Consider the following 13,241-nt stretch of genomic DNA (forward strand, 5'->3'; position numbering starts at 1 on the left):
GCCGATAATAAAAGAGAAGGTTAAGAAGGTATTACATCTCATAGGAAAGATTCTTACCTTCTCACCTGTTACTCTGTCACTTTTATTACTTTACCGTAATTATTTTTTCTTTGAGATAGGGATTTCGATCTTATCCACCAGTTTCTTTACATCGGTCTTGGTATCTGAGGCAAGCTTTTTTGCACTATCACCGGTCGTATCCACCAGTTTTTCAACCTTTGCGGTGATGTTCTTTACCTCATCCTTTACATCAATTGATTTTATTTCTCCCGAGATTGATTTTATTTCAGCATTTATATTCTTTGCAAGTTTCGAGGCTTCGTCCCCTGTTTTCTTTGCAAGAGTATCAATGTCGCTCCCAAGCTTTCCAACTTTCTCCTGTATTCTACTCTTTTTTCCAGTTTCGGTTTCTTTACTTTCGCTTTCCATTGGTTGTGCCATATAAACCCCTATTTATTTTTGATAAAGATAATTAATTTCTCTCAGAAAGAGAGCCTGTTTTTGTAGACATTTACTTATGGGTTTCCGAAATTATAAGAGTATCTTTAGAAGTAAAAACTGATTTTTGAAAGTAAATCTCACGCTACAAGCTTAATAAAGTATAAATTAAAATAGTATGCTTGTAAAAAGTAAAGCAACTTAATTGATTAAAAGAGTTTATGCAAAACTCCGGCAGGAAAGATATAAGAGCCAAATCAGGATATCGTATTCATAAAAAACTCTCTGCGATAGAGTAAGCCATTGAAAGCTATAGAGGAAATATGCAGACCTTAGTTATATGCATAGACAGGGATAACGATCTGGGCGAAAAAGCAAAACTCGAAACCCCAATAGTAGGACGGGAGGCAAATGTTCAGGCTGCCGTTGCACTTGGGATCGCAGACCCGGAGGATTCTGATACCAACACTATCTTCGGTGGAATCAGGATTCTTGATGAATTACGGGCAAACGGAGCCGATGCTGATATAGTTTCTTTTGCAGGAGACAAAAACGTTGGAGTGATCTCAGACCAGAAAATTGCCGAACAGCTTGAAACATTTCTCAATGTGAATGACGTGCAACGGGCGGTATTCGTTTCGGATGGGGCAGAAGACGAAACGCTTGTGCCTATTGTCCAATCCCGTATGAGAATTGACTCTGTAAAAAGAATTGTAATAATGCAGAGCCAGAATCTGGAAAGTACTTACTATATCCTGAAACATGTTTTTAGCGACCCGAAAATCTCCCAGACTTTTTTTGTACCTTTAGGGCTTGCTTTTCTCATTTATGCAATATTTTTGCTTGCAGATTATCCCGACGGTGCAGTTGTGGGAATTCTTGCAGCTGTAGGGCTTTACATGTTATACAGGGGTTTTGGACTGGACGATCTTGTTGCTCTTGAAAAAGAAAAGCTCTGGGACGCTTTTCTTGAACAGAGAATGGTTTTTATCAGCTATACGGCTTCCTTGCTTACACTCCTTGTAGCAACTGTGTACGGAGCTATGGAAGTATGGAAGCTTTACTCGGCAGATGGAGTATGGTATGAAGGGATCCTTACGCTTGTCTCGGTATTCATCAATGCTTCAGTCTGGTGGTATGCAGGAGCCATGTTGCTTGCCGACCTTGGAAAAATCTTCGATTTAAGGATGGAAAATAAGCCCATTTATAAAAATGTCGCGATTTCTTTATTTGTGATCGCAACAGGGCTGCTCTTCTGGGGTGCAAGTACATACATTTTAGCGACGGCTTCCCTTTCGGAAGGCATTACTAATGATGCATCCGTTGCCCTCCAGTACTTTGTATATTCGGTCGCAGTTGCGATTATTATTGCCCTTGCAGGCATAAAATACAGTGTATCAAACATGGTCTCCGAAAATGAAGAGAAAGGAAGAAATAAAAGAAGGAAAAAACTCGCCTGACCGCAGGCGACCTGCCATAAACTTTGAAGTTCGACGGGGTTAACAAAATCGAAAATGGGGGTGGCAGTAAAAACCGTCAGGAAGATAATAAAATGGAAAAAATACCTGAAAACGTTGAAATTGCAGTGCTCGGTGGTGTCGGTTTTAACTCTTACCAGGAATTTGAAAGCCGGTTAGTAAGCACTCCATATGGAGAGGTTACAGTTTATCTTACTACTGTAAGAGGGAAAAAAGTTGTAGTAATCCCCAGGCATGCAGGAGAAAACCATATTCCTCCTCACAGGATTAATTACAGGGCCAACATCTGGGCTGTGTATTCTATCGGGGCAAAACGTGTAATCTCCACAAATTCCGTAGGGTCAATGCGAGGGCATCCGGTGGGTAGCTTTGTAGTACTTAATGATTTCATAGATTTTACCCGGAACCGGCCTTCCACCTTTTATGATGACAAAACCGTACACGTCGATGTATCTGAGCCCTACTGCCCTGAGATCAGGATAGCCCTTAGAGGCGCTCTGGAAAAACAGGGACTACCATATACCGAAGGAATTTATGCCTGCACGGAAGGCCCACGTTTTGAGACCAGGGCCGAAATCCGCATGATGAACCAATTTGCAGATGTTGTGGGTATGACCGGTGTACCTGAAGTGAGCCTTGCAAAAGAACTCAGCCTCTGTTATGCTTCTCTTGCCATTATCACAAATCAGGCTTGCGGAATGACCACACAGAAACTAACTGCTGACGAAGTTACCGAAGTTGTGGGAAAAGCTCAGGACGCAATCTTTGAGATTGTTTCAGATACAATAGAAAATATTCCCGAAACTCGGAACTGCAGGTGCAGATTTGCTAAGGACGGAGCCTGTTTGTGAAGTACCTATGAGCTTTAGATTAGTGAATTAACTGAGCCAGAGCAACGTCATTAGCTGTCTTAAACCGAATTTGTCACGCTCGACGCAGGAGAGCGGCCTTTCAAAAAAAGAAGTTAAAATAATAGCGTCTTTGTGTTTGTTTTTTAATACAGAGAGATTTCCTGACTCCTGTATGTAAAAAACTTTTTATTTTATTTTTTGCTTCTTCGGCTGGCCCGAGCTGCGCTCGGTAAAAGACTGGTTTTAAACGATAATTATGATTTTTCGGGACTTTTTATCAAATCAGTTATATTTTTAAATAGCAGCTCCTTTAAATTAGTAAATTAACTGAACCAAAGCAGCGTCATTAGTCGTTTTAAACCGAATTTGTCACGCTCGACGCAGGAGAGCGGCCTTTCAAAAAAAGAAGTCGAAATAATAGCGTCTTCGTGTTTGTTTTTTAAGACAAAAAGATTTATTGACTCCTGTATATAAAAAACTTTTTATTTTTGCTTTTTGCTTCTTCGGCCTGGTTAGAGCGTTCTATTTTGTGCAAATATATGTCCAGTGTTCACAGTTTTGAAAACTATAAAATTTACTGTATTCTGTATCTTAAAAGCTTTTTATTTTTGTTTTTTTGCTTTTTTTGCCGAGCCCGAGCTTCGCTCGGTGAAAAACAGGTTTTAGACGATGAATATGGTTTTCTGGGATTTTTACCACATTATTTTTATTTTTGGGGCCGGAAACTCTCTTCAACAACCTCTTTCTATGAGGCTAAAAAACTGAAAACAAAATTCAATTTATTTCAGTTTAATAGTCGCCACCTGTAGCGGGATAGGTTTCTCCAATTCCGTTTTTTCGGTGTCCTCTCCTTCTAACAAACCCTTAACAACCGCTTCCATAAGTTTCTCGCTATCTTCCTGTTCTTTTCGGAGGTTTGATTCAAGTTCATCACACAAACCCATGAACTGCTCAACTTTTTCAACGATACGTTTTTGTTCGGCGAGGGGTGGAAGAGGAATTGGAGTCATCCTAAGTTTGTTTTGGGATATATTCATCTGACTTTCAGCCATTCCAGATTTTTGGCTTTCTATATAGTTTTGTGAGAATCCAGTATTTAAGCAAAGAGTGATGAATTCTGGAAATACAAATTCGTCTAACAAATGGAAACGAATTATTTTGTCAGAGATCATTAAATGAGATCGAGTATCTTTTACTAAACAACAAATGCCCACCCGATTTTTAGGTCCTGCGCGAGTTATTAAAATATCTCCTACTTTTACTTCATACTGAGGACGAGGAATTAAATTTTCTGGTAGCTGTTTGTGTTCAGTCCATAGGAACATTAATGGCTGTACAGAAGTAGTTTTTAAAACTCCCCAAGTATCCTCATCTTCAGTAGGATGATTTCTACATGCTGGGCTCCATCCCGCATCCATAAACAAAATTATGCTATCTAAGTTTACGAATTCCCACTTTTCTGGTAAGGTAGGCACATCATCTGTCGCCTCTAATGGTGATAAAGATTTAGTTCCTTTAATTTTCCCAGCTTTAATCAGATTCTTCTTGTCACTATTTATTTTCTCAATCAAAACACTCGCCGGCTCATCCTCTGGATTTTGAGTCACTAATTTTCCCTGAACCGCAAGCTGAAGAATTGCCTGCTTTAATCTTTCTACATTTTCAGGGTTGTCATAGAGAAGATCAAAATTTTCGCAGATATGCTGCCAGCGTTGTTCAAATTCATCCTGTTTTTCTGCGCTGAGCATCCTGTCAAGGGCAGCGCTGTTGAGCTTACTTTGGATTTCTTGTTTTTTCTGGCGGCGGGCTTCGAGTTTGTCGCAGAGAGCCATCAGTTCTTCAACTTTGGAGACAATGCGTTTTTGTTCGGCTAGGGGTGGAATTTTTATGATAAGTCCATAGGCATCCTGTCTATTGAGTCCAGGTATAGCTGTAGCTTTGTTAAACTTTCCAAGATCGAGCGTCTTAAATAAATAATAACTAAAAAAGAGATCTAATCCTTTTTTTGGCGTTACAAAATAAGTTGTGTCTATTGGCCAGAAAGGTTTATCCGATAAATTAACTGCCCCAGCTGATCCTTTACGTCCTATTATTAAAGAAGGCTTATCTACAAGGTATTCAGTGTGAAATCCAACAATTCCGTTTGAACCATATACAGGAAATTCTCCTTCACTGTTACGATATTTTTCAGATAAACTTTTACCGTATTCTATATCATATACTTGCCCAAGTCTTACAGTTTCCCAATTGTTGGGAACTTCAAAATGAATATCATCTTTAGTGACAGGATGTAATTGTTTAGATCCATTATTTTTTTCTTTTTTATTTAGCTTCTTTTTTTCAGTTTTTATTCTTTCAACTAAGATAGAAGCAGGTTCATCATTCGGGTCATGTGGCACAAGTTTTCCCATAACCGCGAGCTGCAAAATAAGTTCTCTCAGTTTCTGGACTCCATTCGGCGCATCGGCAAGGAGTTCAAAGTTTTCGAAAAAAACGTCCGGGTTCATGCGGATTTCCCTGCCAGAGCGGTCATGAGTTCGTTTTTCAGCGCGTTTCGGGTTTCTTTGATTTCGGAAAGGAGGGCCCGGTACTTTTTGAGAAGTTCTTCAGGGTCTCCGAGGTCGTCTTCAGATTCATTGGGGTTTTTGATATCGAGGTTATAGTTGCTGGCGATTACATCTTCGATTTTGACTTTCCAGGCATGTTCGTTTTCTTTTCGGTTATTCCACCAGGCTTTTTCCGGGGCGAATTCTTCTATCCGCATGGGTTTGGTTTTGGAGTAGGACTTATAGCCGGCCGGGTAAGGGTGTTCATAGTACCAGATTTCTTTTGTGGGTTCGCCTTTTGTGAAAAAGAGGAGATTGGTTTTTATGCCGGTGTAAGGGTTGAAGACGCCGTTTGGAAGGCGGACTATTGTATGCAGGTTGCACTCCTGAAGGAGTTTTTCTTTAATGCGAGTCTTTACGCCTTCCCCAAAGAGGGTTCCGTCAGGGAGGACTATTCCGCAGCGGCCTCCGTCTTTAAGAATATGGGCAATCAGGACTAAGAAAAGGTCAGCAGTTTCGCGGGTCTGGAAATTTGCGGGAAAATTTGTCTCTATCCCATCTTCTTCCATGCCGCCAAAAGGAGGATTCGTTACTATCACGTCTACGCGCTCTTTTGGGGTGTAATCGCGAAGAGGGCGAGCAAGGGTATTGTCGTGATGGATGCGGGAAGGAACTTCTATTCCGTGTAAAAGCATATTCGTTATGCAGAGCAGATGTGGAAGCTGCTTTTTCTCAACGCCTGAAATGGATTCCTGCAAAATCCGGTGGTCTTCCACGGATTTCACGTATTTCTTGCGGATGTGCTCGATTGTACTCGTTAGAAAACCGCCTGTTCCGCAGGCAGGGTCAAGGACTTTTTCGCCTAGCCTGGGGTCAACCATGTCCACCATAAACTGGGTAACGGCTCTTGGAGTATAGAACTCGCCTGCGTTGCCTGCGCTCTGCAGGTCTTTGAGGATTTTCTCGTATATCGAGCCGAAGGTGTGCAGGTCTTTTGAACTCGTAAAATCGATCTCGTTGATTTTGTTTATGACCTGGCGGATCAGGGTTCCGTTTTTCATGTAGTTGTACGAGTCTTCAAAAACGTCTTTTATGACAAAGCCTCTCGGATCGTCATCTTCGGAAAAAGAGAGATTTTTCAGGGTTTTGAAGAGTTTTTCATTGACAAAGTCCAGCAAAGTGTCTCCGGTTATGCCTTCAGGGTCTTTCGCCCAGTTCCTCCAGCGCAGTTCTTCAGGAATCGGAGAGACGTAATTTTCGTCCTCAAGTTCGTATTCTTCTTCCCTCGCATCGAAAATCTTCAGGAACAGCATCCAGCCAAGCTGGCTTATGCGCTGAGCATCGCCGTCAACACCTGCATCTTTCCGCATAATATCCTGAATCGTTTTGACTGTAGTATCCAGAGACATGTTTTTTCCCGCACTTAATTTCTTTTTGACTATTCGGTGATTCCAAGTTATTTGTTTTTGATAGCTGCAATATGAGGAGTTAAACCGTTACCTAAAATTAACCGCCAACAACTATTTTGTAATCCCACATAAGTCCTTCGAATCGTATTCTCTTCAAATTCAATTGAGAATTTTTCAACTCGAAAAACATGCAACAATTTTATCATACAGTTATAAAGTTGAATGCATCACTAGAAGTTGTTTCTCAAATTTAATTAAATTTTTAAATTTTCAGTAAATACATGAAATTTACTTTTACCCATACAATTTGAAGAGGATATTTCGAATCAGCCTCACAACGTATAAATCTGGTTTTCAAGCCCTTTGACTGCCTCAAGATAGTTATTCTTGCCCTCAAATCGTTTTATAATTTCCAGTGGGGTTCCCATCCTGTCAAATGGCTGGACTTTGAGCACGTTCAGGCTTTCAAGATCTTCAATCCCATCATCCGCATACTTATCCAGAAGCGCGTCAAGGACTTCCTGTGCATTTTCCCCGTATTTACTAAAATAATCACTCTTTTTGACTCTATCAGCCCTTTCCTTCCTGCTCATCGGCGGACGGTCAAAAGCAACATGGCAAATCAGGTCAAAGGGGTCAAGGTCCTTTCCGACCTCTTCTGCAAGCGCATCGAACAAAACTCCTCTTTCTTCAAGTTCTGAGATAATCTCCTGCTTTTTTTCGGCTTCGTTCCAGTACTTCAAAAAAGAGTCAAGGGACTCAAAATCCTTGAGCAGAGTCTTTCGAGTATAATCTTTCAAGGACTCAGTAATCAATTTTCCATCAGGACCATAGTACTGTGTGCGTTCTATGACCACGTCAACATCCACATCATTCACAAAATACTTTTCCCTATTATTTTCTTCGTCCATGTCTCTGGACTTCCCAGACCCATTCTCGCCTTCAAAATCGTAAATCTCCACTGGCTCGCCATCAAAATCAGGATCAGCAAACAGCTCTGTTGCTTTCTTGAAGTCCATTATTGTAAAATAGAATTTTCCGTAATCCTCATTTATCCTTGTACCCCTGCCTATTATCTGCTTGAATTCGGTCATTGACTCTATGCGTTTATCAAGCACTATCAGCTTGCAGGTCTGAGCATCCACTCCTGTACTCATTAATTTTGAAGTGGTGGCAATTACAGGGTAGCGGCTTTCAGGATCAATAAAATTGTCAAGTTCGGCTTTTCCTTCGGGGTTATCTCCTGTAATTCTCATAACATATTTTCGATTTTCACCTGTAAGGTCCGGGTTTTCATTAACAATAGCTTCTCTCATGCGCTCTGCATGATCTATATTCTCACAAAAAACGATAGTTTTGTCAAAACGGTCGTTAGCTTTCAAAAATTCCGTAACTTTTTTTGCGACCAGTTCAGTCCTTTTCTCAAGCACAAGGTTCCGATCAAAATCTTTCTGGTTGTAGATCCTGTCTTCTATAGGAGTGCCATACCTGTCGACCTGATTCTTTTCCGGCCTCCAGCCTGCAAGGTCTTTGTCGAGGTCAATGCGGATAACCCTGTAAGGCGCAAGGAATCCATCTTCAATCCCCTGTTTCAGGGAATAGGTATAGATCGGTTCTCCGAAATAATGGATATTTGAAACATCTTTAGTTTCCTTCGGGGTTGCGGTCAGCCCTATTTGCGTTGCCGAGGAGAAATATTCAAGGATTTCTCTCCATACAGAATCTTCAGCTGCACTTCCCCTGTGGCACTCGTCAATAATTACAAGGTCAAAAAATTCCGGAGAGAACTGCTTGTAGATATTTTTATCTTCTTCTGTTCCGGAAACCGCCTGATAAAGAGAGAGATAAATCTCGTATGACTTCTCAACCTCATGATTCTGAATTTTTGTCATGGCGTTTCCAAAATGCTTGAAATCGTTAATCCGTGTCTGTTTAATGAGGATATTCCGGTCTGCCAGATAAAGAATTCTTTTCTTTACCCCTGCTTTCCAGAGACGCCAGATAATCTGAAAAGCTGCAAGTGTTTTTCCAGTACCTGTTGCCATAACAAGCAGGATGCGGTTCTGACCTTTCGCGATTGCTTCTACTGTGCGGTTAATTGCTATGCGCTGGTAATATCGTAGTGATTTCCGATGGTCAATAAAATAATTCTGAGTTACAATTTTCTGCCTGCCTTCATCAAGCCCCTTCCATTCACAATACTTCTGCCAGAGAAACTCAGGAGACGGAAAACTTTCCAGCGGAATTTCCGCCTCAACCTTTCCGAAAGTGCCTGTCCGGTCGTGAAACAAAAAGGCGTCCCCATTAGAGCTGAACGCAAAAGGAACGTCCAGCATCTCAGCATATAGAAGTGCCTGCTGCATTCCATCTCCCAGTGTATGTGTATTCTTTTTAGCCTCAACTACCGCAAGAGGAATGTTTGGCTTATAGGAAAGAACGTAGTCGGCTCTCTTTGGCTTTCCCCTGCTTGTGGTCGAGCCTTTTACAATAATCCTACCGTTTGTAAGTTTCACCTCTTCCCTGATTTGGCGTTCTTTCCAGTTAGCCTGTTTTATTGCAGGCGTGATAAATTTCGTACAGATGTCTCGTTCACTCAGTTCCTTTTTGTCTATATCTTCCATCTGGCAGTCATCCGACAGATTTTGCTATATTATAATATAACTTGTTTGTTTATTTCATTACGTCAACTATTTAATTTTTTACGTTTTTATATTATTTGTGACTTTGTATTTTTGATACTCTGCATATTTTATTCTAAGATGGAGCTTGTCACGCTCGACGCAGGAGAGCGGCCTTTCAAAAAAGAAGTTAAAATAATAGCGTCTTTGTGTTTGTATTTTAATACAGAGAGATTTACTGACTCTTGTATGTAAAAAGCTTTTTATTTTTGTTTTTTACTTTTTCTGCCTGGCCCGAGCTTCGCTCGGTGAAAAAAAGGTTTCAGATAATGAATATGGTTTTCTGGAATTTTTATCACATTATTTTTATAAGCGGTGGCGGATATGCTCCCTTTGCTTGCAGCGAGTGCACCAGCTCAACTTTGACGTCTCCTAACCATTCTTGTGTACAATTACAGTTAAAACAGCCATCTTCCCATATCTTGTGACTCGATTAAGCAATCCTGACGTGTGTCACAGGTACAAACGAACGTTTATCCTATTCGGTAACAGCACTTAGACATGCTCAAGTCACAAAATTGATCAGGAATTTTTCTGGAGCCTATGACATATGGCGTTTTTTTGCGAGCTGTTTTATGAACAAAAATAATGATAAGTCGACTTATTTAAGACCGTCTTTAATTACTGGTGTTAAGCCTGATGGTGTTAAGAATCTTCTTGTTTTCTCTATAAATATTGAATGATACGCTTTAGATCAAATTAATGTAGATTTATTGTTTTATCTGGATTCTTGCTTTCAAAATATGCATGTCTATTTGCGGGAAGTGTTTTTCTGCAAACTACGGAGGCATAAACGATATGCAATGACCTGTCTTATTTATAATTTCTGAATAAAGAATCTAATTGAGGTTTATTACTTTTTTTAGATTTATTAATAAATCTGTAAAAGTACTTAATTTCTGACTACTGGCAGCTTTCGACACAAAGCATTTAAAGAATAATGTTTTTGTTGAAGATAATGCAGTAACAGCATGGGTGAGACCTTAATCACCCTCCATTTTTAATAAGAAGAGATAACTATGCCTCTCTCACAAATTAATCAAAAGATAATACTTGTCTTATTTTTAGTCTTTGTCATTTCAGCATTATATATTCTATCTGCAAATAAAGAAAAATATTCTGACACTTTTCTGGGTAATGATAATAGTTCAATAACCAATGTACATCCAGGAGATTCTATACAGCAAGCAATAAACAATACCAGTCCATGTGGCACTGTTACCGTTTATCCGGGATTATACAAGGAGAACCTGGTTGTAAACAGACCTTTGATTATAATATCAAATCCAGGAGAAACGAATAATACTATTGTTCAGGCTGCAGACCCAGAAGAAGATGTATTCAATGTAACTGCGGACAACGTGACGATAAGCGGATTCAACATAAAGGGAACAACGAGTAAAGCCGGTATCTACTGTAGCGGGTCAGGTGGCAATATAACTGGAAATAAGCTAAGTTATAACAATTATGGAGTTTACCTTAACGATTCAAACAGGAGTATTCTGGAAAATAATGAAGTGAATAACAATTCAGTTGGAATCTATCTAAGGAATTCTAGTAATAATCAATTAAAAAGTAACAAAATATCATGTGTTGGAATATTTGTCGGATTAGATAATAATGCAACGGGAATTTATCTCGAAGATTCAGATAACAACAAGTTGATGAGTAGCACCATATCAAAGTTATGGGATGGTGTAAACCTCACTGATTCTTCTAATAATGAGCTAAATAATAACTCAATCTTACAGAACTATCTTATTAATTCGAATAATAATAAAGTTTTGAATAACACTATTGAAAAACTTGGATACTCATATTCAGTTGTTCTTGCAAATTCTCAAAATAACACGTTACAGGGTAACACTGCAAGTCCAAATACTGAAATTAAAGTATTCTATAGCTTTGACAGTAAAAACAATACCTTTGAAGGTGAACGGTATACAGTAAACGAACAAGGGTCTAGATGTGTATACAGGGAAAGATAATGAAAAGCAGTTTGCATGTTGATATCTTGACTTTTTTAATTTAAATCTATCTCGGTAGAGTTGCAGCTCTGCAGTCCGAGTCTCGTCACCCAAGTTCCGTCACCCGAGTGCCGTCTAGGAAGGACGGTGTCCTTTTTTACTAAATTATTTATATATCTAGGCAGTGGCTTTCCCTAATAAACTCTAATGATCCTTTTCATAATTTTCAGGAGCCTTCTAGTTTTTGTGTTTAGCTTGTGGCGACGTAGTCGTATTTTATGCTGATCGCCATATAACCGCAATGTGCGCATTTATAGTGCCTAATTGTTATAAAAATATTCGGGTACTCAAAATGGATATCAGGGGATCTGTATTCTACTAAAGCAAACTTTTTTCCGCATCCTCTGCAGGTTTTTCTATTTTTGTTAATATTCTTTGGTTTGGACTTTGAATTTCTCTGGTCAATTTTGATCTTGATATCTTCACTATTGCAGTACTTGCACTTCATGTATCTTGTTGTTGTTTCTTCATATTTGTCGTAAGTACTTACAATTTTAATAAAAGGTTTTTTAATTTCCTCATAGGCAAATTCCCTATCACATTTTTTACATCTGGAAATATTGTAGTAATTCTCAATTTCATCCAGATATAAGGCAACAAAGACAAATATCATGCCTGCAAAGAACAACGGCATCCATAAAAGCAAGTAATCCTTTTCTAAAATCATTTTTAATATTAGTAGAAAGAATAATAACATGTAGACAGACTTTGTCAATACTTTCAGAGTAGTGATCGTTTCTAAACCTAATAGATTGATCAGATTCGGAGCTCGTTCTTTAGGAAAGTTGTAAAAATCTCCTTCAAAGCTTATTGTCAACGTTCCTGTCTCTCTGTCCAACTCATAACAGGCGTCATCCAGATATCTCTTGTTTATACCTACTGGGAATTCTACATATTTGGGCTTGCTCAATATATCAATGACCAGCTTTTAATTACCTAGCTGTTTTCGGAATGATACATAACTATATATCCGAATAAGATAATCTTTTCGTTTAACTATACTTATTTTTCAAAACTAAATAGCAGAATTTAATTATACATCATTTTTCTGATTCAATTCGTTTTGAGGCTAAAAAATTAAAAATAAAATCTAATTTATTTCAGTCAAATAATCACTGTCTGCAGCGTGATCAATTAGTCCAATTCTGTTTTTGTCACACAAGCAATGCGACTTTTCAGAAAAAAAGTAGAAAAAAATCGTTTCATTGCTTTTGTTTTCTAATAAAGGAAAATTTATTGATTCTCACCTGTTAAAAGTTCTTTGTTTTTGTTTTTCTTCCTGGAACTGACCCAGCGCTCTATTTTCTGCAATAGATGTTCAGTGTTCACAGTTTCAATAAATACAAAATTTACTGTATTCTGTATTTTAAAAGCCTTCTATTTTGTTTTTTGTTTTTTTCTACTTGGGCCGAGCTTCGCTCGGTGAAAGACAGAGTTCAGACGATGAATATGTTTTTCCGAGACTATTTTCCATATTATTTTTATTTTTGGCATACTGCCTGATGAACCTGATGCCTTTTCCGCAAAATCAAAATTGAACTGGCTCATTTCGCTGCATTCCCATTACTTTCGTTTTCGAGAACCTCATTCTCTACACTTTTATTTTCCAGAATTCCATATCCACTATTTTTGTTCTCTGGAATTCCATTCTCCAAGTTTTTATTTTCCAAAGTCGCATTCCCTGCACTTTCATTCCTTTCAGAACCATTACCCGTACCCGCATTGCAAACTTCACTGATGTTGTTGGTTTCTTTAATCAGATTCTGCAGTTATAGGAAAATTCTCATCCTTTTCATCCAGATTAACTGAAGACA

General features: G+C 38.9%; 9 protein-coding genes. 3 read left to right on the top strand and 6 right to left on the bottom strand.

Translation table 11 applies throughout. The annotated features are described in order from the left end of the window. Nucleotides 1-99 precede the first annotated feature (99 nt). Entirely contained in the window at nt 100-441 is a 342-nt protein-coding gene (locus A9239_RS07155) for a hypothetical protein (protein ID WP_048117374.1), read from the bottom strand. 320 nt (nt 442-761) lie between these two features. On the opposite strand from A9239_RS07155, the gene A9239_RS07160 reads away from it, so the two are divergent. Next, entirely contained in the window at nt 762-1,898 is a 1,137-nt protein-coding gene (locus tag A9239_RS07160; RefSeq protein WP_048117375.1) for a DUF373 family protein, read from the top strand. Between the two features lie 92 nt (nt 1,899-1,990). After that, complete coding sequence (mtnP, locus tag A9239_RS07165; protein ID WP_048122814.1) at nt 1,991-2,767, top strand: S-methyl-5'-thioadenosine phosphorylase; 777 nt, start codon at nt 1,991-1,993, stop codon at nt 2,765-2,767. Nucleotides 2,768-3,546: 779 nt separating this feature from the next. Here mtnP and A9239_RS07170 read toward each other — a convergent pair. The 3 genes from A9239_RS07170 to hsdR all read right to left on the bottom strand — a co-directional run bounded on the left by A9239_RS07170 (nt 3,547) and on the right by hsdR (nt 9,343). After that, nucleotides 3,547-5,274, bottom strand: coding sequence for a restriction endonuclease subunit S (locus A9239_RS07170; protein ID WP_052712806.1), 1,728 nt, complete (start codon nt 5,272-5,274; stop codon nt 3,547-3,549). Continuing rightward, nucleotides 5,271-6,722, bottom strand: a complete 1,452-nt coding sequence (locus A9239_RS07175; RefSeq protein WP_048155540.1) for a class I SAM-dependent DNA methyltransferase — start codon at nt 6,720-6,722, stop codon at nt 5,271-5,273. The genes A9239_RS07170 and A9239_RS07175 overlap by 4 nt, the downstream gene beginning before the upstream one ends. Before the next feature lie 332 nt (nt 6,723-7,054). Then, nucleotides 7,055-9,343 (bottom strand): EcoAI/FtnUII family type I restriction enzme subunit R, encoded by a 2,289-nt coding sequence (gene hsdR, locus A9239_RS07180; RefSeq protein ID WP_218104567.1) that lies wholly within the window; start codon nt 9,341-9,343, stop codon nt 7,055-7,057. 1,076 nt (nt 9,344-10,419) lie between these two features. Here hsdR and A9239_RS07185 point away from each other — a divergent pair. Next, on the top strand, nt 10,420-11,388 hold the full coding sequence (locus A9239_RS07185) for a nitrous oxide reductase family maturation protein NosD (protein WP_141706399.1): 969 nt from the start codon (nt 10,420-10,422) through the stop codon (nt 11,386-11,388). 229 nt (nt 11,389-11,617) lie between these two features. On the opposite strand, the gene A9239_RS18905 is transcribed toward A9239_RS07185, so the two are convergent. Continuing rightward, the gene (locus A9239_RS18905) at nt 11,618-12,337 is read right to left on the bottom strand and encodes a hypothetical protein (protein WP_141706400.1); all 720 of its coding nucleotides are present in this window, start codon (nt 12,335-12,337) and stop codon (nt 11,618-11,620) included. Nucleotides 12,338-12,971: 634 nt separating this feature from the next. Beyond that, nucleotides 12,972-13,097 carry a hypothetical protein gene (locus tag A9239_RS20300; protein WP_255361919.1) on the bottom strand — a complete coding sequence of 42 codons (126 nt, stop codon included), beginning with the start codon at nt 13,095-13,097 and terminating at the stop codon, nt 12,972-12,974. Nucleotides 13,098-13,241 lie beyond the last annotated feature (144 nt).

It is taken from the genome of Methanosarcina sp. A14, assembly GCF_001729375.1.
Lineage (GTDB): Archaea > Halobacteriota > Methanosarcinia > Methanosarcinales > Methanosarcinaceae > Methanosarcina > Methanosarcina barkeri.